At 44.5% G+C, this 26,024-nt stretch carries 28 protein-coding genes; 8 read left to right on the top strand and 20 right to left on the bottom strand.

From position 1 onward, the window contains the following. Positions 1–7: 7 nt before the first annotated feature. The 7 genes from rnc to rpoE all read right to left on the bottom strand — a co-directional run bounded on the left by rnc (position 8) and on the right by rpoE (position 6,639). Complete coding sequence (gene rnc, locus V7R55_RS12155) at positions 8–694, bottom strand: ribonuclease III (RefSeq protein ID WP_269917351.1); 687 nt, start codon at positions 692–694, stop codon at positions 8–10. After that, complete coding sequence (lepB, locus tag V7R55_RS12150; RefSeq protein WP_334059700.1) at positions 694–1,596, bottom strand: signal peptidase I; 903 nt, start codon at positions 1,594–1,596, stop codon at positions 694–696. Before lepB ends, rnc begins: the two co-directional genes overlap by 1 nt. After that, entirely contained in the window at positions 1,596–3,392 is a 1,797-nt protein-coding gene (lepA, locus tag V7R55_RS12145; protein WP_179984001.1) for a translation elongation factor 4, read from the bottom strand. The genes lepB and lepA overlap by 1 nt, the downstream gene beginning before the upstream one ends. 293 nt (positions 3,393–3,685) lie before the next feature. Next, positions 3,686–4,135 (bottom strand): SoxR reducing system RseC family protein, encoded by a 450-nt coding sequence (locus V7R55_RS12140; RefSeq protein ID WP_334059699.1) that lies wholly within the window; start codon positions 4,133–4,135, stop codon positions 3,686–3,688. 44 nt (positions 4,136–4,179) lie between these two features. After that, positions 4,180–5,253: a MucB/RseB C-terminal domain-containing protein gene (locus V7R55_RS12135; protein WP_334059698.1), complete on the bottom strand. Its 1,074-nt coding sequence runs from the start codon at positions 5,251–5,253 to the stop codon at positions 4,180–4,182. 126 nt (positions 5,254–5,379) lie between these two features. Next, positions 5,380–5,961: a sigma-E factor negative regulatory protein gene (locus tag V7R55_RS12130; RefSeq protein WP_334059697.1), complete on the bottom strand. Its 582-nt coding sequence runs from the start codon at positions 5,959–5,961 to the stop codon at positions 5,380–5,382. A gap of 99 nt (positions 5,962–6,060) precedes the next feature. Further along, positions 6,061–6,639 carry an RNA polymerase sigma factor RpoE gene (gene rpoE / locus V7R55_RS12125; protein ID WP_334059696.1) on the bottom strand — a complete coding sequence of 193 codons (579 nt, stop codon included), beginning with the start codon at positions 6,637–6,639 and terminating at the stop codon, positions 6,061–6,063. 197 nt (positions 6,640–6,836) lie between these two features. Between rpoE and nadB the strand changes: the two genes are divergently transcribed. After that, the gene (nadB, locus tag V7R55_RS12120; RefSeq protein WP_334059695.1) at positions 6,837–8,522 is read left to right on the top strand and encodes an L-aspartate oxidase; all 1,686 of its coding nucleotides are present in this window, start codon (positions 6,837–6,839) and stop codon (positions 8,520–8,522) included. Positions 8,523–8,766: 244 nt separating this feature from the next. Here nadB and V7R55_RS12115 read toward each other — a convergent pair whose 3' ends face one another. The 3 genes from V7R55_RS12115 to V7R55_RS12105 form a co-directional block, all read right to left on the bottom strand. Next, positions 8,767–9,645, bottom strand: coding sequence for a MaoC family dehydratase (locus tag V7R55_RS12115; RefSeq protein WP_334059694.1), 879 nt, complete (start codon positions 9,643–9,645; stop codon positions 8,767–8,769). A gap of 13 nt (positions 9,646–9,658) precedes the next feature. After that, on the bottom strand, positions 9,659–10,021 hold the full coding sequence (locus V7R55_RS12110; RefSeq protein WP_334059693.1) for a hypothetical protein: 363 nt from the start codon (positions 10,019–10,021) through the stop codon (positions 9,659–9,661). A gap of 154 nt (positions 10,022–10,175) precedes the next feature. Further along, entirely contained in the window at positions 10,176–10,427 is a 252-nt protein-coding gene (locus V7R55_RS12105) for an FAD assembly factor SdhE (protein ID WP_014950112.1), read from the bottom strand. A 187-nt stretch (positions 10,428–10,614) separates the two neighbouring features. Between V7R55_RS12105 and ygfZ the strand changes: the two genes are divergently transcribed. Beyond that, positions 10,615–11,661, top strand: coding sequence for a CAF17-like 4Fe-4S cluster assembly/insertion protein YgfZ (gene ygfZ, locus V7R55_RS12100; RefSeq protein ID WP_334059692.1), 1,047 nt, complete (start codon positions 10,615–10,617; stop codon positions 11,659–11,661). A gap of 63 nt (positions 11,662–11,724) precedes the next feature. Further along, positions 11,725–12,240 (top strand): FKBP-type peptidyl-prolyl cis-trans isomerase, encoded by a 516-nt coding sequence (locus V7R55_RS12095; RefSeq protein WP_334059691.1) that lies wholly within the window; start codon positions 11,725–11,727, stop codon positions 12,238–12,240. Positions 12,241–12,303: 63 nt separating this feature from the next. Here V7R55_RS12095 and V7R55_RS12090 read toward each other — a convergent pair whose 3' ends face one another. Together V7R55_RS12090 and nadE are read right to left on the bottom strand one after the other, a co-directional pair. After that, on the bottom strand, positions 12,304–12,642 hold the full coding sequence (locus V7R55_RS12090) for a P-II family nitrogen regulator (RefSeq protein WP_012517511.1): 339 nt from the start codon (positions 12,640–12,642) through the stop codon (positions 12,304–12,306). Between the two features lie 2 nt (positions 12,643–12,644). Continuing rightward, a complete protein-coding gene (gene nadE / locus V7R55_RS12085) occupies positions 12,645–13,481 on the bottom strand; it encodes an ammonia-dependent NAD(+) synthetase (RefSeq protein ID WP_334059690.1) in 837 nt (278 codons plus the stop codon). A gap of 457 nt (positions 13,482–13,938) precedes the next feature. Here nadE and V7R55_RS12080 point away from each other — a divergent pair, with 457 nt between their 5' ends. After that, entirely contained in the window at positions 13,939–14,520 is a 582-nt protein-coding gene (locus tag V7R55_RS12080; protein WP_334059689.1) for a GspH/FimT family pseudopilin, read from the top strand. A gap of 73 nt (positions 14,521–14,593) precedes the next feature. On the opposite strand, the gene V7R55_RS12075 is transcribed toward V7R55_RS12080, so the two are convergent. Continuing rightward, on the bottom strand, positions 14,594–14,986 hold the full coding sequence (locus tag V7R55_RS12075; protein WP_334059688.1) for a prepilin-type N-terminal cleavage/methylation domain-containing protein: 393 nt from the start codon (positions 14,984–14,986) through the stop codon (positions 14,594–14,596). A gap of 78 nt (positions 14,987–15,064) precedes the next feature. Here V7R55_RS12075 and V7R55_RS12070 point away from each other — a divergent pair, with 78 nt between their 5' ends. From V7R55_RS12070 to V7R55_RS12055, 4 genes are read left to right on the top strand one after another with little or no spacing between them, the layout of a single operon-like run. Beyond that, entirely contained in the window at positions 15,065–15,619 is a 555-nt protein-coding gene (locus V7R55_RS12070) for a GspH/FimT family pseudopilin (protein WP_334059687.1), read from the top strand. Beyond that, a complete protein-coding gene (locus V7R55_RS12065) occupies positions 15,613–16,257 on the top strand; it encodes a potassium:proton antiporter (RefSeq protein ID WP_334059686.1) in 645 nt (214 codons plus the stop codon). The genes V7R55_RS12070 and V7R55_RS12065 overlap by 7 nt, the downstream gene beginning before the upstream one ends. Further along, positions 16,247–17,179, top strand: coding sequence for a hypothetical protein (locus V7R55_RS12060; RefSeq protein ID WP_334059685.1), 933 nt, complete (start codon positions 16,247–16,249; stop codon positions 17,177–17,179). The genes V7R55_RS12065 and V7R55_RS12060 overlap by 11 nt, the downstream gene beginning before the upstream one ends. After that, positions 17,166–17,507, top strand: coding sequence for a type IV pilus modification PilV family protein (locus V7R55_RS12055; protein ID WP_334059684.1), 342 nt, complete (start codon positions 17,166–17,168; stop codon positions 17,505–17,507). The genes V7R55_RS12060 and V7R55_RS12055 overlap by 14 nt, the downstream gene beginning before the upstream one ends. Before the next feature lie 48 nt (positions 17,508–17,555). Here the strand turns inward: V7R55_RS12055 and V7R55_RS12050 are convergent, their stop codons facing one another. The 7 genes from V7R55_RS12050 to fkpB all read right to left on the bottom strand — a co-directional run bounded on the left by V7R55_RS12050 (position 17,556) and on the right by fkpB (position 26,020). Beyond that, positions 17,556–18,020 carry a type IV pilin protein gene (locus V7R55_RS12050; protein WP_334059683.1) on the bottom strand — a complete coding sequence of 155 codons (465 nt, stop codon included), beginning with the start codon at positions 18,018–18,020 and terminating at the stop codon, positions 17,556–17,558. A gap of 2 nt (positions 18,021–18,022) precedes the next feature. Next, complete coding sequence (locus tag V7R55_RS12045; protein WP_334059682.1) at positions 18,023–22,090, bottom strand: PilC/PilY family type IV pilus protein; 4,068 nt, start codon at positions 22,088–22,090, stop codon at positions 18,023–18,025. A gap of 8 nt (positions 22,091–22,098) precedes the next feature. Continuing rightward, positions 22,099–22,662: a pilus assembly PilX family protein gene (locus tag V7R55_RS12040; RefSeq protein WP_334059681.1), complete on the bottom strand. Its 564-nt coding sequence runs from the start codon at positions 22,660–22,662 to the stop codon at positions 22,099–22,101. After that, complete coding sequence (locus V7R55_RS12035; protein WP_334059680.1) at positions 22,659–23,516, bottom strand: PilW family protein; 858 nt, start codon at positions 23,514–23,516, stop codon at positions 22,659–22,661. The genes V7R55_RS12040 and V7R55_RS12035 overlap by 4 nt, the downstream gene beginning before the upstream one ends. Further along, positions 23,513–24,163 (bottom strand): type IV pilus modification protein PilV, encoded by a 651-nt coding sequence (gene pilV, locus V7R55_RS12030; RefSeq protein ID WP_334059679.1) that lies wholly within the window; start codon positions 24,161–24,163, stop codon positions 23,513–23,515. Before pilV ends, V7R55_RS12035 begins: the two co-directional genes overlap by 4 nt. A 442-nt stretch (positions 24,164–24,605) precedes the next feature. Next, positions 24,606–25,550, bottom strand: a complete 945-nt coding sequence (gene ispH, locus V7R55_RS12025; RefSeq protein ID WP_334059678.1) for a 4-hydroxy-3-methylbut-2-enyl diphosphate reductase — start codon at positions 25,548–25,550, stop codon at positions 24,606–24,608. Positions 25,551–25,552: 2 nt separating this feature from the next. Beyond that, positions 25,553–26,020, bottom strand: a complete 468-nt coding sequence (gene fkpB, locus V7R55_RS12020; RefSeq protein ID WP_334059677.1) for an FKBP-type peptidyl-prolyl cis-trans isomerase — start codon at positions 26,018–26,020, stop codon at positions 25,553–25,555. Positions 26,021–26,024 lie beyond the last annotated feature (4 nt).

Here is a 26,024-nt window from a genome sequence, read left to right as displayed (position 1 = left end):
TGACTCATCATGCGTTGTCATCAAGCTTCTCCAATGTTAAACGAGCAGCTTCTTGTTCTGCTTTACGACGGCTATTGCCAGACGCCACTACTGCCTTTGGTAGACTTTCTACTTTGCAGCTCACTTCGAATGTTTGGGCATGGTCTTTACCGGAAATAGACAGCACCTCGTACGTTGGCAGTGCCTGCTTGCGACCTTGCAGAAATTCCTGAAGACGCGTTTTGCTATCTTTAGGGTGGGCATTAGGGTCGAGCTTGTTTATGCGAGTTTCCCACAAACGGTCGATAACGCCACGAACTTCGTCCATACCTGAGTCAAGATAGATAGCACCCAAGATAGCTTCAACAGCGTCAGCCAAAATCGAGCTTCTGCGATGACCGCCACTTTTAAGCTCACCCGGTCCCAGGTTGAGTAATTCACCCACACTGGCTTCCTTAGCGAGTTCAGCCAACGTCTCACCTTTAACCAAGGTTGAGCGCATACGGGTAAGCTTGCCTTCAGGTACTGTTGGAAAACGCTTAAACAGCGTTTCGCCCACAATCATGCCTAAAATAGCGTCGCCCAGAAATTCTAAACGCTCGTTGTGCTGTTTGGCCGCACTGCGATGCGTGAGCGCTTGTTCCAATAACGCCTCATTGGTAAATGTGTAGCCTATCGCTTTATAAAGGCGACGATATTTATCAATTCCCTGCATTAATGAATGCCACCTGCACGCTCAAATCGAATACCTGTTGGAACCCATGTAGGAAGAAAGTCTGAAGGGCTACGTTCAAACTCAAAAGAAATCCAAATTGCTACGGCTTGACCAACCAAGTTTGCATCTGGAACAAAACCCCAGAAACGGCTATCGCGGCTATTATCGCGGTTATCGCCCAATACGAAATATTGACCTTCTGGCACTATCCACTCGTTACTTCGCGTACCCGGTTGAGTGTAGAAGTTAACCGGTGAAATTTCGCGAACGGGGTGGCGTAGAATATCATGCTCAACTGTGCCGAGATCCTCGGTATAGCGCATAAGTTGCGCCATGTCTTGCACAAACTCACCGCGCTCTTGGAACGTTAACGGCACTGCTTTTAATTTAGGACAATTGCTGCCAGATTCACACTTGGGCTTGATATAAACCTGCTTATTTTGATAAACCACGGTATCGCCCGGGAGACCAATAACGCGCTTAATGTAATCTATTGACGGCTCTTCAGGGTATTTGAAAACCACGACATCGCCGCGTTCTGGCACACCCGTTTCAATTAATTTACTTCTGAAAACAGGGTCTTTTACACCGTACGCAAACTTCTCAACTAAAATGAAATCACCTACTAATAAAGTGGGCATCATTGAACCTGATGGAATTTGGAAAGGCTCATATAAAAACGAGCGCAATACCAAAACGAAAGCAATAACAGGGAATATCTGTTGTGAAGTATCGACCAGATACGGCAGCTGAGGGTCTTCTCCATAGCCCGCCCCTTCTGCAGTCGCTGCAGCCTGTAAGCGCGCTTTTCGCTTCGGAGCAAACACCAGGCTATCCACTAGCCAAATTAGTCCTGTTATTAAGGTGAGTGCCACCAAAATTAAGGAGAAATAATTTGCCATTATTTGCCCACCTTAAGTACTGCAAGGAACGCATCTTGTGGCAATTCAACATTACCCACTTGCTTCATTCGCTTTTTACCTTCTTTTTGCTTTTGAAGTAGCTTCTTCTTACGGCTTACGTCACCGCCGTAACATTTCGCGATTACGTTTTTGCGCAGCTGCTTCACCGTACTTCTTGCAACAATATGGTTACCGATAGCCGCCTGAATAGCGATATCGAACATCTGGCGTGGGATAAGCTCGCGAAGCTTCTCTACCAGTTCACGACCACGACCTTGTGAGTTTTCTCTGTGAGTGATGACTGCAAGTGCATCCACTCGCTCACCATTAATCAAAATATCTACGCGTACCATATCTGAACTTTGGAAGCGCTTGAAGTTGTAATCAAGAGACGCAAAGCCACGGCTGGTGGATTTCAAGCGGTCAAAGAAATCAAGCACTACTTCAGCCATTGGCAGTTCGTACGTTACCGCTACTTGCTTGCCGTGGTATGTCATGTTGGTTTGCATACCACGCTTTTCAACGCAAAGCGTAATTACGTTGCCTAAGTATTCCTGAGGAACAAGAATGTTAGCTTCAACCATAGGCTCACGAATTTCAGCGATATCATTTACTGGCGGTAGTTTAGCCGGGCTATCAACGGTAAGCGTTTCGCCCTTAGTTGTTTCTACTTCATAAATTACCGTAGGTGCTGTGGTAATAAGGCCTAGGTCATACTCACGTTCTAAACGCTCTTGGATAATTTCCATGTGCAGCATGCCAAGGAAACCAATACGGAAACCAAAACCAAGCGCAGCTGAACTTTCTGGCTCATAGAATAGTGAAGCGTCGTTCAGACTTAGTTTAGCAAGGGCATCGCGAAAGTCTTCGTAGTCATCTGAGCTTATTGGGAAAATACCGGCATAAACCTGAGGTTTAACCTTTTTAAAGCCTGGCAGCATAGCTTCAGCTGGCTCGCGAGCCAAGGTAATGGTATCACCTACTGGTGCACCTTGAATGTCTTTAATACCGGCAATGATAAAACCAACTTCACCGGCTCTCAATGTGCCTGTATCTAATGGCTTAGGCGTAAACACACCAATTTTATCTACTTGGTGAGTTTGTCCGTTAGACATTATCTGAATTTTGTCTTTCTTGCTAAGCTGACCTTCAACGATTCGTACTAATGAAACAACGCCTTGGTAGTTGTCGAACCACGAATCGATGATCAACGCTTTAAGTGGCGCTTCTCGGTCACCTTCTGGTGGTGGAATTTTATTTACGATGACTTCAAGTACATCTTCAATACCAATACCTGTTTTCGCTGAACAGCGCACAGCGTCAAGTGCATCAATACCGACAATATCTTCAATTTCTTCTGCAACACGATCTGGTTCAGCCTGCGGCAAGTCGATTTTGTTTAACACCGGCACCACTTCCATGTCCATCTCGATAGCGGTGTAGCAGTTTGCTAGCGTCTGTGCTTCAACACCCTGGCCGGCATCAACAACAAGTAGTGCACCTTCACAGGCTGCTAATGAACGAGATACTTCATAAGTGAAGTCAACGTGTCCTGGTGTATCGATGAAGTTAAGCTGATAGGTTTCACCGTCGCGTGCTTCGTAGTTCAGCGTCACGCTTTGCGCTTTAATGGTAATACCGCGCTCTTTTTCCAGGTCCATTGAGTCGAGAACCTGCTCGGCCATTTCGCGATCGGTTAGCCCTCCACAGTGCTGGATTAGACGGTCTGATAGCGTAGACTTACCGTGGTCAATGTGGGCGATAATACTGAAGTTACGAATGTGCGATTGTTGCATAATGCTGGAAATTACCTGCAGAAAAATTCATTAAACAAAATATGCTGCTTGCCTTGCTTCAAGGCTTATACGCAGCGCGTGCGGATTTTACCCATTTCTGGCGCGAAAAGCGAATTGGCATAGCGGAAATTTTAATGCCCATAGCAAGCAAAGAGTATAAATGTGGAAACTTGGCGTGACTTTTCTCTCTTGCCCAGAAATTTGAAACACGGAACGCGCTTTTTATTTTGGGCTCTACAGCGCTTTTTAAGCAAGTTGGAGGGCCTAAATCTACCTATAAGCAAATACTCAAATTAGTTCAGGTCTTGTTGGCTAAACAAGACAGGTTGATATTTCGTGCGCTCAACACGGTCTAATTTGAAAGCAATGAACTTGTAGGTCAAGAAAGTAACCAAAGCACTCGGAAATAGCGCCCATAATTCATGACTAAAACTTGTCGTGCTAAGCAGTGATACAAAGGCTGAATACGCTCCAATAAATGCAATAAGCGGTAGTAGATACAACCATGCTGATGCACTCAAAACCCCTGCTTCAGGTATGCCTACTGTAACCTGCTGACCGACCCGTACAGGCATAGGCGTGCGTAAGGTCAACTGCTGTGTTTTCGGCGCAATGGCACGAGAAATAACACCGGTACCACAATCGCTTTGGGCCTGGCATGCATTGCAGGTGGATTTAATGGCCGCTTCGACTGTTATCGTATCACCATCAACGGCAACGACTGTGGCAGTTTCTTTAATCATACTTGTCTTTTTACCGTGTTTTAGTGCTGCTTAACCTTAGCTCTCTATTGCCCTTTATTAGCAACAGGTCGTAAAGACGTAGCAATAGCATTAGCAGTCTGCAGTGGAATTTCCCCTACTACCGTCACTTGGGCTTTCCCGTCGGTTAGCGTTAAAAAGGTGCTAACTTCGTTTCGTAACGCAAGGGTTTCGCCGAGCGCATCTTCGGCTGGCTGAACATAAACAGATACGTCCACTAGGCCATCCGAAAAAAGTTTATATTCTACGACCTGCCCTGTTAATGCTAAGCGTCTTGTATCTTGCTTTATTTCTCGCATTCCCGCTGGTAAATATGTGACATCCCACTTATGTGCTCGACTTGGGGTATTACTCAAAGCCATAGGCGCTGGTAAAGATGCTGAGTTTATTCGCGAAAAGTATTCCGCAGGTTCAGGCGATATGGCAAAAGCTGTGACTTGGATTTGCTCTAACAACGCCCCTTGCAAATCAAGCATATTCAGCTTCAGCAACATGCCAGAGGACTCATCAAGCCACAGTTGATAGCCAAACCGTGTATTATCTCGGCTAACTATACGAATTTGCTGTGCCGAACGTCCTGCCACTCGAGCTCTTCCCACGGCGACAAACTCATAGGCTGAACTGAGTTGTTCTGGGTGGTAAAGCAGTGCGCTAGGAATTGGGCCATTAATATGCTTTGACCGTAAGCTGTAGGGCTGAACATCTGGTTCAAATACGCTCACTACATCATTAATGCGAATAAGCTCGCGACCAGGGCCATTTTGAAGATTTAATTGCTCTAGTTCAGAACCGTCTTCCATTATTCCGTGTCGCCATAGGTAAGGAATGGTCTCCTTTCCCGCTATCGTTTGTACGAAAGATACTTGGAAATTGGCGTTGGTAATAATGTTTTGAAGTTCAGCAAGCCACTGGTTTGCCGACTGGGGCTGAGGCGTGCTCGCACCAGCATTGCCTTCTGATATAGCCTCGCCGCCATTAGTCGCTTGGACTTGTGCAGCAGGAGAATTTGCCGCTTCGCTAGGCGAAGTAGTTTGGGCTGCCAAAGGCTGGATAGCCGCGCCCGAAATGAAAAAAAGTGCAAGAATAGAACTACAGCGCATTTTTTCCCGCCTTAAAACAAACATACCAGCAGTATATGCTGGTATGATTAAAATATGAAATGCATGTCAGTCGCAATTTACTTACGAACGCGCACTTCAACTAGTCATGATTAGCCTAGCGAAAACTTAAGGACGCTCTGATCCACTTGTATCGTTTTCACTTTCATCTTCCTGCGCTTGCTTAAGCTTTACTTGCTGCTCATGGTCAGCAATTAGCGCATTAATTTTACGCTTTTTCTCAAGCAATTCGTTCATGTCATTGCGCGGCAAAGTTCGGGTTTGTTCCAAACTCACTGGAGACAATCCGCCTTGAGGCGCAATGGTTGGCGCTGTCATAAATGGCTCAGTAGGCGCTTCTTGGTTAGTGTATTGAACACCAAAAATAACTGCCACCGCCACAGACGCAGCCACTGCAAACTGACCTGACTGCTTCGCAAAAGGAACGACACTGCCAATCAATGGAATTGACTGCCAACGCGAGCGTTTAGGTGCGACTATCGCCGGTTCATTTTCAAGCGCAGCTGCTACGCTTGCTGTGATATCCAACTGAGGGGCTACGCTTGCCTCTTTTCGCATTGCACCGCGATACACGTGGTAACGTTGCCATTTGGCTTGAAGCGCTTCATCTTGCTTAATAGCGTCGATGATTTCATTGCCTTCTATCTCACCATCCATGAATGCGGACAATTTTTCTTGCTGTTGCGTCATATATTCATTTCCAGATCAAAGTGATCGTTAACTACCCTAACACAGCTGTTAGTCATCGTGGAAAAAAGAAAGTTCATCTTTTTTTGATTTTATTTCTTTTTAATTTTCTAACAACGGTTGAATAACTTTATCAATCGCCTCACGAGCCCTAAAAATACGGGATCTTACCGTACCAACAGGACAAGACATTACGTTGGCGATTTCTTCATAGCTCAACCCTTCAATTTCACGTAGCGTAATTGCCATACGCAAATCGTCTGGCAGTTTCTCAACCACCTTAAACAGGGTATCTTCAATTTCCTCAGATAACAGGCTTCGCTCGGGTGTAGATTGCTCTTTTAATGCATCACTACCTTCGTAGAAATCTGCTTCGTCAGCATCTACATCGCTTGCAGGCGGTTTGCGGCCTTGAGATACAAGATAGTTTTTGGCACTGTTTACCGCAATGCGATAAAGCCAAGTATAAAATGCACTGTCGCCACGAAAATTAGGTAAAGCACGGTATGCTTTAATAAACGCTTCTTGCGTTACATCAGCAACGTCACCAGTATTTTTCACATAGCGCGAGACAAGATGCATCACTTTGTGCTGATAACGGGTTACCAACAAGTTGAACGCATTTTTATCGCCACGCTGTACTTTTTCGACCAGTTGCTGGTCGGTTATCTGCTCGCTCATTCGAGCCATTACTCCCTACTTCAAATACACAATAGCTCTAACAAGCATGTGTGTAGACGCGCTCTTTTTACAAAAGTTCTATAAAAGCATTAAATTTTTTAAAAAATGCTTAGGTCAGCGGGCAAGAATGATTGTGTTTTGCTATTCATCCTTTAGACTTGCCGAACCTTTGCTCGTTTGAATTGATATAAAAATACATGAAATCTGTATCGTCTTCACTAACTTCCACTTCAAATGCAATAGAACATCGTTGTGATGTGTTGATTATCGGGAGTGGCGCGGCTGGATTAAGCTTGGCGCTAAAGCTTGCCGACCATTGTCAGGTTATTGTTCTTAGCAAAAGTGACCGTAACGAAGGCTCTACCCGCTATGCACAAGGCGGTATTGCTGCCGTATTCGATGAACAAGACTCCATAGACGCTCACGTAACAGATACGTTAGCAGCGGGCGCAGGGCTTTGTGAAGAGCCAGCAGTAAGGTTTACTGCAGAACGAGCAAAAGCATCCCTTGAATGGCTTATCGGCTATGGTGTTCCCTTTGATACAGAAAAAAGCGAATCCGGAGAGGAGCGTTTTCACCTTACCCGTGAGGGTGGGCACAGCCACCGTCGTATTCTTCACGCTGCCGACGCCACAGGTGAAGCGCTTCAAATTACGTTAAATGACGCTGTATCAACGCATCCGAATATTCATGTATTTGAGCGCTATAATGCAATTGATCTTATCCCTTCAAAAGAAGAGAAAAACAGCGTTGTGGGCGCCTATGTTTGGAATAGGCAACAAGAGCACGTTGAAGTAATTCGCGCACCTTTCGTAGCTTTGGCTACGGGCGGCGGCAGCAAGGTATACCAATATACTTCGAACCCTGACGTGTCGAGCGGTGATGGCATTGCTATGGCATGGCGTGCAGGCTGTCGCGTTGCCAATATGGAATTCAATCAATTTCATCCAACCTGCTTGTTCCACCCGCAGGCACGCAATTTTTTAATCACCGAAGCGTTACGCGGTGAAGGCGCAAACCTCTGTCACGCTGACGGCACCCGCTTTATGCACAAGTTCGATGAGCGCGGCGACTTAGCGCCCCGTGATGTAGTAGCTCGGGCCATTGACTATGAAATGAAGCGATTAGGCGCTGACTGTATGTATTTAGATATCAGTCACAAGCCTGCTGATTTTATTGTTAAGCACTTCCCTAATATTTACAGAAAATGTCGTTCTCTCGGTATAGATATTACCCGCGAGCCTATTCCAGTTGTACCGGCCGCGCATTACAGCTGTGGCGGGGTGATGACCGACTTTAATGCTAAAACCGACTTAAACAATGTATACGCAATTGGTGAAGTCGCCTATACAGGCCTACACGGCGCTAACCGTATGGCTTCAAACTCTCTACTTGAATGTGTAGTGTTCGCCAGCGCAGCTGCGGACGATATAATTAAAAATCTTGACAGGGCAGAATGTGAAGAGACTATTGCGCCGTGGGATGAAAGCCAGGTATCAAATTCGGATGAAGAAGTTATCATTCAGCATAACTGGCACGAACTTAGACTATTTATGTGGGACTACGTGGGTATTGTACGCACTGATAAGCGTCTTGAACGGGCAATGCGCCGCATTAAGTTGCTAGAGCAAGAGATTACTGAATATTACTCACACTTCAGAGTGAGTAATAATCTGCTAGAACTTCGAAACTTGGTAACCGTTGCCGAGCTTATTGTACGATGCGCAATGGAGCGAAAAGAAAGCAGGGGCTTACATTTCAATTTGGACCACCCTGAACAGTTAGGCAATCCGGTTCCAACAATTCTTACTCCAAGAAAGCAATTGTCGGGTTCTGACGTAGGTTTATTAATTACCCAAGACAGCTTTTCTGGCGCCGACTAGTGCATAGCGATACATGCTTGCTAATGTAGGGCTAATTTAGGGTTTACGTTTAAACTAAAAACGCCTACGAAAGCGAACGGGTGCTTTACGAATACAGCTCTTGTAAACAAACAGTGCCATTTAAAAAAACAAACAAAAAAGAGAGCATACTTGCGTGCTCTCTTAATCACTCTTTCAGATGTCTTTTCTTAACCCCAGGTTCAATATTCAATTCAGGGCTATTACCTTTTAAAGTTTTTTTTGCTTAAATACCACACTGATTAAACGCCACGCTCGCTGATAAATGAACAAGGCTATCGTCACTATCGCTTACGTCTAACAGCGCACTAGTATCCGTTTTACAGTGTTGTTGAATATGAATGTCATTAGGCAAGAAAACTGGCTTTTTAAAGCGACAATTTACTTCTTTCACGGTTATAGATTGACTGTCCTCTTGGTGACTTACAAACGCTGACACCGCACAAGATAAGGTCCACATACCGTGTGCTATGGGCTGTTTGAACCCAAAAGCTTTGGCGGATATAGCAGACAAGTGAATAGGATTATAGTCGCCAGAAAGCTTAGCGTAGCGTCGTCCAGTATTTGCCGATGCATTAATTTCAGCAATTAGCGCTCTATCTTCAAGGCTACATTCGTCACTTAGGTCGGTTTTTGGGCCAAGCGGCGCTACATGAACGGCTTTAACTTTCACCAAATAGCTACTTATCGCCCTATAGACCAGATTCCCCGACTGAAGTGCTTCTAGCATAACATCCACTTCCCACCCGCGGCTATGGGGCCTCACGTCGTGAAAACGCACACGACATTCGAATGGCTCGCTTAAATCACAATGCTCAAGCACAAACACTTTGTTCGCAGCGTGAATCAAACCGAGTAAAGGAAATGGGCTTTGTTTGTCCAGCAAGCATTGCATCTGTAATGGTAACGAAAGCATTTGCAAATAAAGAGGGTGAGCATGCTCATTCGCCGGCCAGTCGACTTCTTGACAAAAAGAAGCATAGTGCACGTTATCGACATTGAGCGTTTTTGTGTATATGCGCTGCGGCAACGTAGGCGGCTTAAACTGCATAAGCTGCCTGGCGTCAACGCGTTTGAATAACGCTTTAGTATACTCACGAAACATCTGTTAAATTCCTTTAAGGTGTCGCTTTTCTTGCGAAGATAATGGCTCTTGCCAACCTGCGGTAGTCTGCCTCACAGCACTCACCTTTTAAGACCCACGTCAAATGGTTATGACCTTTTTCAAACCAATGCCGTTTATGCCGCAACACGTTAATGCACATCCCCCAAGTAAACAACTGGGAAGACTGATGAATCTTCATCGATGTGCCATCGGATAAAGCATTGGCTAACACACTGGGCATGGTCGTGCTTGACGGTTCCGAAAGAAGCGCACTATCGTCAATAGCGCGAATAATACCATCACTGGTCAAAGAGAGTGCATATTGAGTAGTAGAAATATTGTTACTAAACGCGTCATAAAGACGCCAGACTATCATTAACGTAGCCGCGGCAACTATGCATACTAATTCCGCGGTGAAGCTTACCCAAGACCATAAGTATTGCGGAAGGCTGCATAGTGCAGCCATAAGGCAAACGGCCACGCATAATTCCCCAAATACTTTTCTAAGTCTATTGTGTATTATGCAAATTCTATACTTTGACACGATTTACGATAGTCGCCACCATGGCGGCTAATTCAGGGTCTTCGCACTTTTGATGTCCCATTATCCAGGCAAACAAATCAGGGTCATCACTGGTAAGTAAACGTTCGAAGGTTTCTTGGTCTTCGTAACTTAGGGAGTCAAAAGCTTCTTCCACAAAAGGAAGTAATAGTACGTCTAACTCTAGCATGCCTCTGCGGCACGCCCACTTTAATCGGGCTAATCTTTTTGGTTCAAACATATGTCTTTTATACCGTTTTTTATTCGCTATCAATAATACCATGCCCTGCGGCTGGGGATCACTGCTCTTTTGGTCGGATAAGCAAACTAAATAGAACTTAATCTGTACACATTAGTGTGTATTACCCTTGAATATTGCTGGTTTTACCATACCTTGAGTACATACAGCGAAATTTAAAGTGGTGAATATGACATCTATCGCAGCATTACAAAATCTTCCTCATGAGTTTATGGTCGAGCTTTCAAACACCATGACCATCTCATTGGAAGGAGAACAGGCTGACAGCTACCTTCAAGGGCAAATCACGGTCAATATCAATAAACTTGATGACAAAACGGCAAGGCATTTTGCGCATTGTGACAACAAAGGCAAGACGTGGGCTACCGGGTACGTGACTCGTCATTTAGACAAATTATTGATGCTTACAAATCATGACGCGGGCAGTCACTCGTTAGCCCAGCTAAATAAGTATGGCGTGTTTTCTAAGGTCGATATCGTTGACGACTCGCGGGCGTACAGCGCTTACTTCATTTCACTTGATGCAGCAAAATCTGATGAGGTTAATGCCCTATTAGAGCAACTTTTTTCGAGCGAAAAAGTCGCACAAATTGTTAAAGACAATACCGCTGATAAAAGTATGCTGCCGAAGATAGAAAGCGAGCATGGCGTGGCATTTGTAGCGAACACTACTCGCAAAGGCATTGTTGTTCTTTTAGATGAAAGTGGCACAAAGCAATTAAATACCTTAATAGAGGCAAAAACTGTAGCTTGCTATTCCCACGTTGTGTTTGACGCCATTCAGATAGAAAGCGTACACGCCCTAGTACAGGGTGAATCGGTGGCGGAATATGTACCACAAATGATTAATGTACATGCGCTTAACGGTATCGACTTTGATAAGGGTTGTTACATGGGTCAAGAAGTGGTTGCACGAACACGCTTCTTAGGCAAAAACAAACGTGCCGCTTACAGCTTTAAGCTTGAAGAAAAAGTAGATATTAAACCTGGCGATAGTCTTGAAAAGCAATTAGGTGAAAATTGGCGTGTAGCGGGCAAGGTACTTAATGTTGCGTTACTCGATAACGAAACCTGGTTTATTGCTGTGTTAAATAACGACACTACCACCGAAGATTTACACAGGTTGGCTGATAACAACGCTATTACCTGTTACCCTAATAGCTTGCCGTACAGTATTGAGCAGCAAGCAAGCAATATTGTGAAAAAACGTCGATAAGCAGTTTACTGCTGTATTAAATTTATTGCCCTTGATTTTTAAAGGGCCAAGATAGGATTTGTTATGACAATTACTTCTGACAGCGTTGTAACGCTACACTACACCGTATCTACCGAAGACGGCACAACGCTAGACTCTTCAGAAGGTAAATCGCCGCTAGTTGTACTTTTAGGCCGCCGCTTCTTAATTGAAGGACTAGAAGATGCACTTATTGGTAAATCGAAAGATGATAGCTTTAATGTTTCTGTAAACCCTGAGAAGGCTTACGGTGAACGTTCTGATGAACTGGTTCAAACCGTACCTCGTTCAATGTTCGACGGTATGGATGTTGAAGTTGGTATGTCTTTCCGCGCCACTACTCCGCAGGGAGAGCAATCTGTAATTATTATTGAGACAACTGACGAAGAAGTTGTTGTTGACGGTAACCACCCGCTAGCGGGCATTCCGTTAACGTTCGATGTATCGGTTGTCGACGTGCGTGAAGCGACGAAAGAAGAACTTGAGCACGGTCATGTACATCAGGAAGAAAGCAGCTGTTGCGATCCGAAAACAGGCGAATGCTCAGAAGATAAGCACTAAATTGTGCTGAGTATATTAAAAAGGGAGCCGTTGGCTCCCTTTTTTATGCTCTATTGAAACAGATCAGATAGCGTCTTCGTTTTGTTCACCGGTACGAATACGCACTGCGCTTTCAACGCTGTAAACGAAAATTTTGCCGTCACCTATTTTGCCCGTTTTAGCAGATGACTGAATGGCTTCTACCGCTTGTTCAACACGGTCATCATCTAGCACAAGCTCAATTTTGATTTTAGGTAGGAAGTCAACTTGGTATTCAGCACCGCGATAAAGCTCAGTATGACCTTTCTGGCGGCCAAATCCCTTCACTTCTGATACTGTCATCCCTGCGATACCGACTTCAGCTAGCGCTTCCCTAACATCGTCCATTTTGAACGGTTTAATGATAGCTTCAATTTTTTTCATGACTACAACTCATCGTAAATTGTTGGAATTGGTACACGTTTGTGTTGTGTACGCTCATAAATATAGAGCAATTTCTCTTCCACTTCTGCAGAAACAGGCTTGCCTTCCAAAAAGTCATCGATTTGGTCGTAAGACATGCCTAGCGCTTGCTCATCAGCTTTTTGTGGCGACAGGCTTTCTAAATCGGCGGTTGGCGCCTTAGTGATTACATTATGCGGTGCACCTAAATGGGCTGCCACTGCACGTACTTGGCGCTTGCTAAGACCAAATAATGGCGCTAAATCACAGGCGCCATCACCGTACTTAGTATAAAATCCTGTAATATTTTCAGCCGAATGGTCTGTACCGAGAACAAGTCCATCAACCATACCTGCAATTTCATACTGTATTACCATACGAGTACGCGCTTTGACATTGCCTTTGACAAAGTCCTGCTTCGCATCACTTTCAGGAAGAAGGTCGGCGTTAGCGAGGGCTTGTGAAGTTGAGGCATGAATTGCGTCTGCGCCTGGTTTGACGTTCACCGCTAGCGAATGGGAGGGCTGAATAAAATCAATAGATTTTTGTGCATCTTCTTCATCAGCTTGCGTATCATAAGGCAATCGAACCGCAATAAACTCGTAGTTTTCATGATGTTCGTCATTTAATTCGTTTACTGCTAACTGCGCTAACCGACCCAACGTACATGAATCAATTCCCCCACTAATACCTAGTACCAGCGAATTCAAACCTGAGGTAAGCAACTGCTTCTTGATAAAAGATACTCGACGTGCAACTTCATATTCGACGTCAATTTCAGGCAGCACTTTCATTTCATCAATAACTGCTTGTTTTTGCATTGTAATATCCACGTATTTTTGAGGCGTCCTGGAACTCGATTCTACGACAATATCACTTCAGATGTTAGTGATATCCTCGCATCTATTTGATTTACATTGCACTTACTGTTCAAAGGAAAGTGCAAAAGGTCTTTATTTTATTGTTGTTGGGCGTAGGCATCGGTGGTGCGAAATAGTTAACCGTAAGGCGTATGGTCAACTATGCGATATCACGGTAAAACATACCTTTGCGACCGTATTTTAGTTTACCCTAAAAGATAGACGAGTAGTGCATATTTATCGCGTGGTATCATTACATCGAAGATAGAATAAAAAATAAATTGAAGGTGAAGAAGGTTTTTCTTCTAGGTAAGCCCTAGTGACTGAGGCACCTATTGAGCATTGGCTATACCTACTGTTTGTTCAGTGCAACTCATGAGTTAAAATTCAGTAAAGTTCGGAAATTAGCAACCTCACAATGATAAGAACAGAATTAAAAAAATATCCAAAAGTCTTTATCAATCAAAAAGGCCTTACGCTGTTGGAGATGCTGGTCGCTGTTGCTGTGTTGGCGATTATTCTTACTACCGTCGCGCCAAGTATACAAAGCGTTCTTATCAAAAATAAAATAACATCAGATATCAATAATTTAAGTGCCGTGGTGCAGCGGGCAAGATTTACTGCGGTAGACGAACAAGCCAGTGTGGTTTTATGTCCGACAGAAAATTACACAGCCTGCACAAGCAGCTGGAAAAAAGCGAAAATGGTGTTTGTGGACACAAACGGTAACGGAAATCGTGACAATAGCGAGGCGCTTATTGTCGCGAGCGATCCGCTTAATTCTGCAAACGCTATCTACGGTGTAACAGGAAGCTTAACCTTTGATCAGCAAGGCGCAATAAGCACGGCAGCCACAATTACGCTGTGCCCCAAGGACAATGATGCTGACTATGCGTCTGCACTTTTACTCTCGTTGTACGGCAGAATTTCAGTAGCTGTAGACAGTGACGGTGATGGTAAAAAAGAAGACTTAGATGGAAATGCGCTGTCTTGTAGTTGATAGCCTAAGATAATTCCCACAATTACCAGCTGAGTTTAGTGTACGCAGTTTATAGACTAAGCCTATTACTTTGTTACCAGCATTCTCTTGGGGCCAAGGACGTTTCACTGATTCTTATAATTCTACAACTGTCACTCTGCTCCTTAAATAAGAGAGTAGCTGCCATTTCATATTCACCGCTTTGACTCATCGTTTGCGCGATGCTGACTTTGTCTATATTGGCTTGAGGAAGTGCGGTTAAGGGCAGATAAACACCAGATTCTAACCAACTTCTCGACTGCAGAGACTGTATTGATAACAAGTACGCTTTTACTTGATTTACTTGGCTTGATTGCCAAGTTGAAATAACCGCTGTAGTCGTTACTAAGCTCAGTACACCAACGATAGCCAGCACAGCTAGAGCCTCAACAAGTGTAAATCCAGCCCTAAAATTTTGCCTATCTAATCTAGTGTCATTCCCTTCCATGGTACAGCTTTCTCTCAATAAGTTTTTCAGTAAATTAAGCCTAACAATTTACCGTTAGCACTTTTACTGGACTTGCGTATGGCTTTTCCTGAAGGAAGAAATAGAAACAGAGAAAAGAATGGGTATGGGCGCGCAATAGGCATGTCGCTCATTGAATTACTCATCGTAATATGTATTACAAGTATATTGTCGGTAAGCGCGGTTCCGTCATTTCAAGCTTGGTTAGAACGAAACGATTTTAAATATTTTGCGTCGCAATTAGCCAACGCCGCCAAGCAAGCGCGTATTTATGCACTAACCCGTAAAAGGCCTTTTTACCTAATCACAAAATTTGAAACTGCGAACTGCGTAATAATCAGTGACGATGAAGACTGTACCTGTTCAACATACCGGCACTGCGCGCAAAATGATGCCGCGTATTGGGAGCTTCCAGCAAAATGGAATGCAAAGCTAACAACACTGAATGAAAAAGACAAAACCATAGCTTTCAATCAACACGGTACACTTAATTTCGGCAGCGCCACCACATTTAAGCTATCCAGTAATCATTTTGCAGCTAAAGTAACCGTTAGTCCCCTGGGGCGTGTGAAATTATGTAGCGAACAGCACATTATAGGCATTGTGCCATGCTAACCTTCTTAAAGACATTAAACTGCTCAAAAACAAATAAATTTGGTGGCTATAGCATTACAGAGCTTATGGTGGCCTGCGCTCTGTCAGGCATACTAGTAACAGCGATAACAACATACAGTGTACAGTCTCATGTGAGCTTATCGTCGCTACAACACGCCATCGCTATAGAAGAAGACGCCCGAGCACTAAAGGATACTATTTCGCGGCATTTAAGTAGGGCTGGATTTGTTGAACATAACGGCACGCTTGCGCCATTTTTAGCTCTTGCAAGTAACAGTCACTCACCGCCACACGTAACTCTTGATCACCGCGCTGGTGAAACACCAAATAGCTGTATTACGTTTTCCTATGACAAAAATCGCAGCGGCGCCATTTCTGCGGCGCAAGATGAAATGTTTGGGTATCGGCTAAACGATAAGTCAATCGAATACAGGGTTGGAGGAAAAACCTGTGAACAAGGGGGTTGGTTTGACTTGACCGACCCGAAGACTATCAAAGTGACTCAATTCTCTGCAAATATATTGCACAAAAGCAGCTGGGGTGCCGCTTATGAAATTAACTTCAGCCTACAAAGTGTGATAGACCCCAGCTTTGTAATAAGCAAAACGTTTGTGGTGGAGGTAGTTAATGAGAGGTAAAGCATTATTAGAAAAGAAGAATACCACCACATACAGACAAAGCTTTATGTGCACGCGTTACTTTTTAAAAGGGAAACAACAAGGTATGGCGGTCCTCGCAATTATCGCCATACTTCTGAGTGTAGTAACGTTTACTACCATAACCACATCGCAAAACGTTCAACAGTACTATGCCATTCATAAAATCAGACAAGATAGTGTAAGCTCTCATGAAATGTTAAAGAAACACCTTAAAAGTGTAGCAATGGCGCTTAGAACGCAGAGCATTTCAACGGCACTAAGCACTACAAACAAGCCTTTTCTATCGACTACAGTGCATAAAGAAAGCCTAAAGGGTGATGAACAGCAGCCGCTCACGCACTATGAAGTAAGCGTTTCTCACAGTACAGAAAGCATTAAATATAAAGCTAACTTTCTTCGTTACCCTGCCCTTCTAAGACTACCAACCACAGCGCAGCTATTTTCATGGGATAGCCAACTGACTCTTTGGTTGTTCAATCGAAGTGTGGCCGAGCTAAGTTCAGCATTTTTTCCAAATAGCGTGACAGCTTCTGATTGCCATAACTTGCTGGACGCCACCGTCTATTGGATAAATGGAGACTGCGCTTTAGCGTATAGTGACCTAACACATACATCGAGTTCAGCGCCTACCTTGCTAATCGTGGTAGATGGAAATCTTACTATAAGTGAGAATACTCACTTCTATGGGCTCATCGTCATGCTTTCGACATCTGCAGCTACCCATGAACTTCACCTTGCCCATTCAAGCTCAGTTGAAGGCGCATTCGTATCTAATGCTCAGTTGCAACAGCAGGTTAGTGGCCTGTTGATACCCTCAGCGCAGGTTCTTAGAAATCTACAGACAGTTACTCAGTTGGCGAAAATAATCCCTGTTCCGGGAACTTGGTATGACATCGATTAAAAAACCACATCAAAAAGAGTTCAAAAGCATATTGCCAGCTAAAAACGTGACTGCGCCTAAAAATGATAGCTTAAGATCTCTTCGTCGCTATAGATGCAACGGCGGAGTATTAATAGAGGTACTCATCGCGCTTTTTATTTTTATGAGCTCTAGTGTTTATTTACTCTCTAGCGAGATTAAAACGCGGGTACTTTTGCAGGCAACATTAAAGTTGCAAGACGAACAGACACAACAATTAAATACTACGAGATTAGCCCACACGCAAGATAATATAGAGCAACGCTGGGAGGATATGGCAGTGTTTGGTATTCCGGTAATCACACCTTAGCGCAATATTGTACGCCAAGGTGTAATAAAAAGATGCATCAGTTCAGCGTTAGCAAGACCAGCAATATTCACCGGTTTCAAGCGAGCCGTTATTGTTTTTGTCCCACCCTTTTCTACCATCGCTGAAGTAGTAAAGGGTACCATCTGACCCTTGTCCTGAGCCCGACACAGGAGTTGCTCTCAATTCAAAATCCGTCGCACTTGCAGATTGAATAGTCAAATTATAGCGACGGTTAGCTATTGGCTCTGAAGAAGGTGAATGTGATGCAAAAATAGAAGGAGCCCCTGTATCCCCTCCACTTGCTCCAGCACCTTTATAACTGAAAGAGCCACTATGATGACGCTCCATCGCGGACGCTAAACCTAATAAATCGGCCTGACCCGTACCACGATATCCGTCAGCGATCACCCCCTGATACGACGGATAGGCAATGGCAGCGATTATGCCAACGATAGCCACTACTATCATCAGTTCGATAAGTGAAAAGCCCTGTACGTTTCTTTTTAATTTCATGATTATTCCCTTTCAGTTTCTGAATGCCAGCTACCACGCTGAATACGTTCAAACCGTCCGTAGATGTTTTCAGCTAAACATTCAAATGCGCTGGCACAGGCTTCGTCATTACCGTCCTCGTCAACCTCGATTACTGCAGACACGCACTCGGTGCCTAGGCAGACAACCGGGCTAACAATATCTTCGATGAGTATTTTGGTTTCAGGTGCAATACCGGTTTGCTTCAAGTCAGCAACGCGATCATCGCCATTTACCTCACCGTCATTGTTTACATCTGTGACAGCATTGCCGTTGAACATACTAACCAGATAGGCGCGACTACTTCCAGTAGGCGGTGCACAGGCGCTTGTGCTACTTACAGCCGGAACATAGGTAGTAAAGAACACTTTGTAGTCAATGATAAGGGGAGAAGACAGTACTTTTTCGCCATTCGTTGTTAAATTCAAATACCACCCGTCCTTATTGGCAAACGCTGCGGCAGCTAGTGCACGTTCATTCTCATCGCTACTGTTTAGTGCGTGGCTAGTTGCATTATACATTTTACTCTCGGTCACAGTAGTCATGTACGTGTATTTGCCGTTCTCGTCGCGTTTGAATACACCACTGTCTTTCAGCATGTAGAAGTTATCATCCACTACCGTATCAAGTGGAGATGCACGCCACCCGCTTCCCAGCGCAACGGCATAATACAATTCATCACCTAATGCGATTTCCGTTACATCCGGGCCATAGTAAAAACGGCGATTGGTTTCTTCAGTATCGCCACCGAAATCGGCAATACGCGCACCTTTTATAAAATCAGAGCCTGATTCACCGTTATAGATGTCCAGACGAAACAGTTGGCCACCTGTATCAGACACATACATGTGGTCGGCTTCACCATCATTATCTCTATCGATGACAGAAATACGCCCAGGAATACTGTAGGTCATATTGGACAAGTCAAGATTAGAATTTTCGTTACTAGCGTGCCAAAGCAGACTTCCCGTATCAGCATCAAACATGTAGACGGCATTGCCAACTACATCGTTAGCTCTTAACGAGCGGTCATCTTGAGCGTCGTCATAGCCGCCCCCAACAATCATCACATTTCTTACCACACCGCCCATATTTACTTTTGTGATAGTAGGTTTCGACCATGTTTGACCAAGCTTAGTCAACGCTCCCTCGCCACCGGTAAGTTGAAACTTAAGCTTAGGTGAGTCTTTCGCTGTAACGTCAAAGACATAATAATTTCTGCCGCCTCTTCGCATACCAACGTAAAGATATTTTTTGCCCTCAACAGTTCGAAGAACCATATCACCATCAAGGCCATATTCATGGTCTAACGATGGAGTATCTTTATAGAAGTGATGCAAGTTTTGCAGCAGTTCTTTTGGCATAATGGCAAAGTTTTCTTCACCGGTAGCAGTATCAAATGAGTGAAGCATTCCTTGGTTAGTTGCCACGAAAATAGCCGAATCGTTAGTGCCGTAATTCACAATAATTGGCTGTGAATGAATAGGGTCACCCATTTGCGTTCTATAGTCGCTGGTACTGCCATTGCCATTGCTGTCTTTAACATCGACACCGCGCGCCCACTGTAGTATTGCTTCTCTCAGGTCATCGGCATCAGTTTCATTTTGAATCGCGAGGTCTTCAGTCGTAATTGAAGAGTTATCTTCATGAAGCGCGTTATCCTCATCCACTATAGTGCCCACACTATCAAACACATAAATGTTTCGATTTATTCCCAAACGACTAGCGGCTCCACCTTCGCTCACCTCACTGCCGTCAGCAAGTGTCGACCAATAGCTATGAGAGTTCTCGGCAAAGAACCCGGTTTCGCTATCTACTGCACCGTGGCTGTTCTTATCCAGAATTTCGTCTCCGCTCAATCTGTAGCGTTTCAAATTACCCGGCCAAATTGCGCCTTCGCTAGGCTTAAATAGTGCGAAATACAGCTCATCTCTGTGGGTAAGACGGTTTAACTGGTTTACCGCAACACCAGGAGAAACAAACGTGGCGTTCACGTCTTTAACAGAACGTAAGATAGTATTGAAAGCTTCAAGCAAATCAGTGCTGTTGTCTGCTTGGTAGAAACCTCCGCCACTTTGCAGCGCAAGTTGGTTAAGGAAATTATTAGCGGTATTATTTGCCGCGAAACCTATCGTGTGCGTTATCACTCTCGGCCCAATAACCGATGTAGACGTTTCGCTGATGTTTTTAACCAAGTCAAGGCCGCACTTTTCGCCGCCACTACCCGTACAATTTTTACCTAGCAGCGTTTGAATTTTAGACACACTGTGGTTGTTATTCGCTTCACCGTCAGAAAGCAATACTATGTGATTATTGGTTTGACACTGTAAGTCAGATACCGGCGAAATATAGGTCGCGGGCGTAGGAATTTGTTCTGTAACGCAATCGGTGTCAGATAAATTATCTTCTGTACATCCTGAAGGTAAAATGGAGTCCGCACCAATATAGGAGCTACGATGACTTACCCGAGTGCTTCTTCTAACGGAGTTATTGACACCACTCTCACCACGTTTGCGGCCATAATCAACACTTCTGCCTCCATAGTAATTCGTGGCTTCTAACAAGGTATCAACGATAGGTGTAAAGCCGTTTGCACTTAGTTCGTCAATTTTACTAATTAAGTGTTCACGTACTGATGCAGTAGAGCCAGGCGTTGCAGCACCGTTGTATTTCACTATCAACCTTGGCGCTTTAGATGGCGAATTGTAGGTATGCGCTCCTCGATACGACACGAAATCGTCCATTACAAAAGCCATATCATTGCCTGACTGCCAACCCGAACGGTCGACGATTTGCTTGACGATACTGCTTATATCTGGTGTTCGATAATCGTTATTGTTGTAGAAGTTGGGCATTGACCACGTAATGCCAGAGGTCTTTGGCAGATTTCTCAACCGATAACGACGGTTAGGATGAAAATCTGATGCATCATCGTCAGCTACCCCTCGTATACGCATACTTGCATTTCCATAAGTTCTAGTACTGTATGCCGTAAACTCTAAATATGCTTCTGTAACCTCTGCGCCCTGTGGAATATTGACATTTCTAAAGCGCACGCCGATGTAGTCATTGTAATAAGAACTAAAAGTAAGCTCGCCACCGGTGTTAGGGTAGCCATTATAATCCTCTTCAGAGTTATCTTTAGCGTTACCAACCTGGTAAATACCCTCGCCTTGCACGCACCCTGTCGCCGTAGAATCGTCATATGATACGACTAATTGTGGTGCGCCGCTTTGCCCCACATCACTCGCCCTAGCCTCTCGGCCGCTAGCTGCATCCGAACTAGATCCTTCTATAAGAATATTTAAGTCCTTCCCGCTACACCAAGCAGACATATCCACAACTTCTTGAATGACTGCACTAATATCTGGCGTGGTAATAACCTCGCCTGAGGCGGGAAAGCTATTATCAGTTAGCCATTCTACATTGGCGGCTGTTTTGGTCCTGTCGCTCAGATTATTTCTGCTTGAAGAAAATTCGGTACTCGACGCAGATGCTTCTGCTGAAATGACCAATGAAGTGCCCGCTATATTAAACCTTTCAGAGGTAAGTCGAATATTAGCACTAACAATAGTGGCGCCTTGCGGTATGTTTAAATCGGTAAAGCGCAGGCCAGAAGTTACCGTTTGGGTGCCGCTACTCAATATCAAGTCGTTGCTATCTGTAGTCACGCTACCATTGATTTCATGGGCATCGTGATTATCGTCGTTAGTTGAAACAATAATTTCAGGACGCACAGCCTCATCAATATTACGTATCGGATAAAGGATTGGCCCGCCATAATCAGAAAAGCGCATCAGACCAGCATTAATATTTGTGGCAGAGCGCAACGCGTCTTTCAGCGCATTTTGCACCCGGAGCATTCTGGTCTGGCTAGTGTCATCATAAGACCCCATACTTCCCGATGAGTCCATAATGAAGAGCACATTGGGGTTATAAGTAACCGCATTGCTAGCATTCCCTAGATAGATATCTAGATCATCGCCAAAGGCAGAAAAGCCAATACAGCTAAACAGCGTAATAGAAGCAAGGTAATGTGTTATTTTTTTCATCATAATACCTATTGTGAAGCTGGGCCGAAGACGGACGCAGCCAGGCTATTGGCAACCACAGTGGACTTACCCGAAACCTTTCCGCAACCCCTAATAATAAATACGTGGCAGTTGACATTACTTCCACCAATTACGTTGCTTGACCCTCGGCAAGCTTGTTCACGAATAAACGCCGTCCGCGACCAGCTTTTTGAAGAAGCTTCGTTTTGATAAGTACCATCTGTAGTATGCCTGTCCCCAATGGTTAAGCCGCCTTCGGTCATATATCTATCAGTCCATTCGTTCTCATCGAAACAGCTCATCGTATCGTTATCAGGATCAAAAATAGTGCCTTGCCTAGCTTCGGAGAGGGGGTCAGTTTTTGTCGGATCAGTCAGCAAGGACTCATCTTCTGACTCGAAGAACACGCCTGCAATTGCCGACTCAGCGGCGTCAAATGCTAAACCGCTTTGCTGCATAGACACGGCCATCTTTGATTGAGACAAGCTGCTGGTTACAGCGCTTACGCCTAAAACCGTGATAGACAGCAAAACAAGTAGCGCAAATACCATAACTAAACCTTGCTGCCTCATTTCGAACTCCTGACAAAATTCTTCATATTTCTTAGGGCTAAGGTCTTCGAAAAGACTTGATAATAGTGGTCGGTCGTCATTGTTTTAGACGCTTCATTTAAGAGCGCATATTTTTGTGCCTGAGTTTGCCTCACTTCATTTTGATAGCTTTTAAGCATTATAGCCCACCGTAATGACACCACTTGCTGATTGAGTGCTCTTAGATTGTCGATATCATCGGCCGTTACGTAGGTGACGGCCTGACCATTAGAGCTTGTGATAACATCTGACACGCCAAACTGTACTTGAAAGCTCTCTACGTTATCCAGCAATGTTATTGTTACAGGGTCAACGGATTGCGATTTAAGGCCAAGTAAGACACGCCCATCGTAACCGGTGCATTTTAACGTGCTGCCGCTCACGAAATAATGATTAACCACGTGAAATTCACGGCCCGCATAACCATGGGTGTTACCCGTACAATCTTCATTACTCAAAAGACTCACTACGAGTTTATCGCTGCCACCGCTGGAGGTTTGTACGCTACCCAATGTATTTTTGGTAGGGAAGTCTCCGGGCACTGCTACAGGATGGTTTTCCACATAGGCCGCTTCAGCAACGATATCAACAGATGTATCTACATCTGCAACGATTTGGTCGTAACGGCCAACTTCGTAAAACTCGGCAGACAGGCGGGCCATAATAAAGCGCCCGGACTCTTGAACTTGGGCTACCGCTTGATTAACTTTATTTGTAACGCTGGAGCTGATTAAAACCTGTATAACGGCGCCGGAAATAATAAGGCCTAGCGTCAAAGTAATCATTAACTCTACCAGTGAAAAACCATATTGCACTCGTTGACGGTAGCTCTTCATAACGTAACGTCCTTAAACACACACGCATTACTGTCACCTTCAGCTTTATTACATCGCGAGTTAAGTTGGTATTGCTGGTTTCCGGAGGATGAGACTGGCCACATAAGCAATATTTCAACGCGAGAGCCTGGGCTGCAGCTGTAAGTGTCAGCACCGTTGTTGTCATCACAGGTTACCGAAACTGTGGTTTGGGGGTTTGTCTGCACTGCAGAGCAAGAAAGTGCCCAACCATCATATTTGGCCATTTGAACTTCACTACAGGTTTGTCCTTCACAGTTCGGAATATTGGCGGGTCTTGTTAAGCAGCAACCGTAATAGGGTTGGGTAGCATTCGAGCAACTTAAGCCTGAGAAGTTATAGGTTGTGTCTGTGAAATAGTCATTGTTAGCGACCATACCATCGCCAACTGTTGCTGGGCGAGCCGCCGCGCGTAATCGCTCCGCTACTTGTGCGGCAACCATTTCTGCTTGCGTTCGGCTGATGGCGTCTTTGTTAGCGAAAGAGCCGGTAAACTGAAGCGCAGCTACGCCTAGCAGACCTACCGCTAAGATAAATAGAGTAATTAAGATCTCTATTAGGCCTACACCACGTTGAGCGTAGTTTGTGCTTCCTTTCACTTGGTTTTTCGCCACCTTTTTAACTCTCATCACTTTTGCCAAATTCTAAACGTAAGAATGGGTGTTATCACCAATTTAGTATAGTAAGACAAAAGCGCTTTACACTGGGTATCATTGGTTATTAAAACGTATAATTTTTAGCTATCTTTAAAGTTACAACCTGACTATAAACGAAGCGCTTATTTCTTGGGATACGACGCTTGGAAATATAAACTCTAGCGCATTTAAAATAACCGATTCCACAAAGCTAGCGTGTACCGTACAAGAGCATTAACCTCAAGCTCTCATATCCGCTCAAAGCACTGCTGACACATTTCCCGTGAACAAATATTTAAACATTTGAGCAGCGAACACGCCTTTACATTAAGGTATTATTATCTATTCGCAAGTCGTTGAATTTCCAGTAGACAAAAGCATAAAAAAACACCGCAACAAAGTGCGGTGTTTCTTATATATTGAAAATGTAGCGAGTTTAAACGACTTGTTTTACTCTTAATTCTTTGGGTACTGCAAATTCCACGTTCTCTTCGCGCCCAGAGCGCTCTGAGGCTGAAACTGCGCCCCATGCTTTAAGCTTGTTTACCACACCTTGCACCAATACTTCAGGAGCAGATGCACCAGCAGTAACACCAATATGCTCTACGCCTTCTAGCCACGCCTCTTGAATGCAGTTAGCATCGGCAATTAAATAGGCTTTAGCACCAATTTTTTCAGCCAACTCGCGAAGACGGTTTGAGTTTGAACTATTCTGAGCCCCAACAACCAATAGGACTTGGCAGTCTTGAGCTAAGTCGCGCACCGCATCTTGGCGATTCTGCGTGGCATAGCAAATATCGTCTTTTCTCGGGCCGTTGATTTCAGGAAACTTAGCGCGAAGGGCATCAATTACATCTGCGGTGTCATCAACAGATAACGTAGTTTGGCTGCAATAATAAAGATTTGCTGGGTCTTTAACTTCGAGCGTTGCCACATCAGCTTCAGATTCAACTAAGTAAATACCGCCATCTTCGTTGCTATACTGCCCCATGGTGCCCTCTACTTCAGGGTGACCAGCATGACCAATCAAGATACATTCAGTGCCCGTTTTGCTAGCGCGGGTAACTTCCATATGTACTTTCGTCACTAAAGGGCACGTGGCGTCAAAGACCTTTAAACCGCGATTTTCCGCTTCTTTTCTTACCGCTTGCGATACGCCATGGGCAGAAAATATTACTATGCTGTCGTCTGGTACTTCGTGAAGTTCATCCACAAATAACGCTCCACGCTCACGTAGCCCATCCACCACAAATTTATTGTGTACCACTTCGTGGCGCACATAAATGGGCGGTTCGAACATTTCAAGCGCGCGCTCGACTATGGTAATAGCTCTGTCTACGCCTGCGCAGAAACCACGAGGGTTAGCTAAATGAATTTGCATTACTAATTTCCACCTTGTGCAGAAGCGCCAGGTTTAACATCAATGATTTCCACATCAAAGATAACCGTTTGACCGGCTAACGGATGATTGAAGTCCACTGTTACTGAATCGCCGGCAGCACTTCGAATAATTCCAGGAATTTCTGAACCATCTGGCTGTGCAAACGCTAGAATCATGCCCTCCTCCACTTGCAAGTCAGCACCAAAGCGGCTTCTATCCATATAGTGAATATTGTTCGGATCAGACTGACCAAACGCATCTTCAGGGCCTAACGTGAATGACTTTTTGTCGCCCTTTGCAAGCCCGAGTAAACACGCTTCAAAATTCGGTGTCAGGCTGCCATCACCCATTACCATTTTGGCAGGTTTGTTATTTACTCGAGTGCTGTCAGCAGCAGAGCCGTCTTCAAGTTTTAAATCGAAGTGAAGAATAACTTCGCTATCTGCGCCAATTACTAAAGAATCTGTCATAACC

This window comes from Alteromonas sp. S005, assembly GCF_036864475.1.
GTDB lineage: Bacteria > Pseudomonadota > Gammaproteobacteria > Enterobacterales > Alteromonadaceae > Alteromonas.
The sequence above is the reverse complement of the archived record's forward strand: the minus strand, read 5'-3'. Positions and strand labels throughout refer to the sequence as shown.

What these genes read in the sequence shown, in the direction of transcription:
- rnc (WP_269917351.1), bottom strand. Translation starts at nt 694, where the DNA reads ATGCAGGGAATTGATAAATATCGTCGCCTTTATAAAGCGATAGGCTAC.
- lepB (WP_334059700.1), bottom strand. Translation starts at nt 1,596, where the DNA reads ATGGCAAATTATTTCTCCTTAATTTTGGTGGCACTCACCTTAATAACA.
- lepA (WP_179984001.1), bottom strand. Translation starts at nt 3,392, where the DNA reads ATGCAACAATCGCACATTCGTAACTTCAGTATTATCGCCCACATTGAC.
- V7R55_RS12140 (WP_334059699.1), bottom strand. Translation starts at nt 4,135, where the DNA reads ATGATTAAAGAAACTGCCACAGTCGTTGCCGTTGATGGTGATACGATA.
- V7R55_RS12135 (WP_334059698.1), bottom strand. Translation starts at nt 5,253, where the DNA reads ATGCGCTGTAGTTCTATTCTTGCACTTTTTTTCATTTCGGGCGCGGCT.
- V7R55_RS12130 (WP_334059697.1), bottom strand. Translation starts at nt 5,961, where the DNA reads ATGACGCAACAGCAAGAAAAATTGTCCGCATTCATGGATGGTGAGATA.
- rpoE (WP_334059696.1), bottom strand. Translation starts at nt 6,639, where the DNA reads ATGAGCGAGCAGATAACCGACCAGCAACTGGTCGAAAAAGTACAGCGT.
- nadB (WP_334059695.1), top strand. Translation starts at nt 6,837, where the DNA reads ATGAAATCTGTATCGTCTTCACTAACTTCCACTTCAAATGCAATAGAA.
- V7R55_RS12115 (WP_334059694.1), bottom strand. Translation starts at nt 9,645, where the DNA reads ATGTTTCGTGAGTATACTAAAGCGTTATTCAAACGCGTTGACGCCAGG.
- V7R55_RS12110 (WP_334059693.1), bottom strand. Translation starts at nt 10,021, where the DNA reads ATGATAGTCTGGCGTCTTTATGACGCGTTTAGTAACAATATTTCTACT.
- V7R55_RS12105 (WP_014950112.1), bottom strand. Translation starts at nt 10,427, where the DNA reads ATGTTTGAACCAAAAAGATTAGCCCGATTAAAGTGGGCGTGCCGCAGA.
- ygfZ (WP_334059692.1), top strand. Translation starts at nt 10,615, where the DNA reads ATGACATCTATCGCAGCATTACAAAATCTTCCTCATGAGTTTATGGTC.
- V7R55_RS12095 (WP_334059691.1), top strand. Translation starts at nt 11,725, where the DNA reads ATGACAATTACTTCTGACAGCGTTGTAACGCTACACTACACCGTATCT.
- V7R55_RS12090 (WP_012517511.1), bottom strand. Translation starts at nt 12,642, where the DNA reads ATGAAAAAAATTGAAGCTATCATTAAACCGTTCAAAATGGACGATGTT.
- nadE (WP_334059690.1), bottom strand. Translation starts at nt 13,481, where the DNA reads ATGCAAAAACAAGCAGTTATTGATGAAATGAAAGTGCTGCCTGAAATT.
- V7R55_RS12080 (WP_334059689.1), top strand. Translation starts at nt 13,939, where the DNA reads ATGATAAGAACAGAATTAAAAAAATATCCAAAAGTCTTTATCAATCAA.
- V7R55_RS12075 (WP_334059688.1), bottom strand. Translation starts at nt 14,986, where the DNA reads ATGGAAGGGAATGACACTAGATTAGATAGGCAAAATTTTAGGGCTGGA.
- V7R55_RS12070 (WP_334059687.1), top strand. Translation starts at nt 15,065, where the DNA reads ATGGCTTTTCCTGAAGGAAGAAATAGAAACAGAGAAAAGAATGGGTAT.
- V7R55_RS12065 (WP_334059686.1), top strand. Translation starts at nt 15,613, where the DNA reads ATGCTAACCTTCTTAAAGACATTAAACTGCTCAAAAACAAATAAATTT.
- V7R55_RS12060 (WP_334059685.1), top strand. Translation starts at nt 16,247, where the DNA reads ATGAGAGGTAAAGCATTATTAGAAAAGAAGAATACCACCACATACAGA.
- V7R55_RS12055 (WP_334059684.1), top strand. Translation starts at nt 17,166, where the DNA reads ATGACATCGATTAAAAAACCACATCAAAAAGAGTTCAAAAGCATATTG.
- V7R55_RS12050 (WP_334059683.1), bottom strand. Translation starts at nt 18,020, where the DNA reads ATGAAATTAAAAAGAAACGTACAGGGCTTTTCACTTATCGAACTGATG.
- V7R55_RS12045 (WP_334059682.1), bottom strand. Translation starts at nt 22,090, where the DNA reads ATGAAAAAAATAACACATTACCTTGCTTCTATTACGCTGTTTAGCTGT.
- V7R55_RS12040 (WP_334059681.1), bottom strand. Translation starts at nt 22,662, where the DNA reads ATGAGGCAGCAAGGTTTAGTTATGGTATTTGCGCTACTTGTTTTGCTG.
- V7R55_RS12035 (WP_334059680.1), bottom strand. Translation starts at nt 23,516, where the DNA reads ATGAAGAGCTACCGTCAACGAGTGCAATATGGTTTTTCACTGGTAGAG.
- pilV (WP_334059679.1), bottom strand. Translation starts at nt 24,163, where the DNA reads ATGAGAGTTAAAAAGGTGGCGAAAAACCAAGTGAAAGGAAGCACAAAC.
- ispH (WP_334059678.1), bottom strand. Translation starts at nt 25,550, where the DNA reads ATGCAAATTCATTTAGCTAACCCTCGTGGTTTCTGCGCAGGCGTAGAC.
- fkpB (WP_334059677.1), bottom strand. Translation starts at nt 26,020, where the DNA reads ATGACAGATTCTTTAGTAATTGGCGCAGATAGCGAAGTTATTCTTCAC.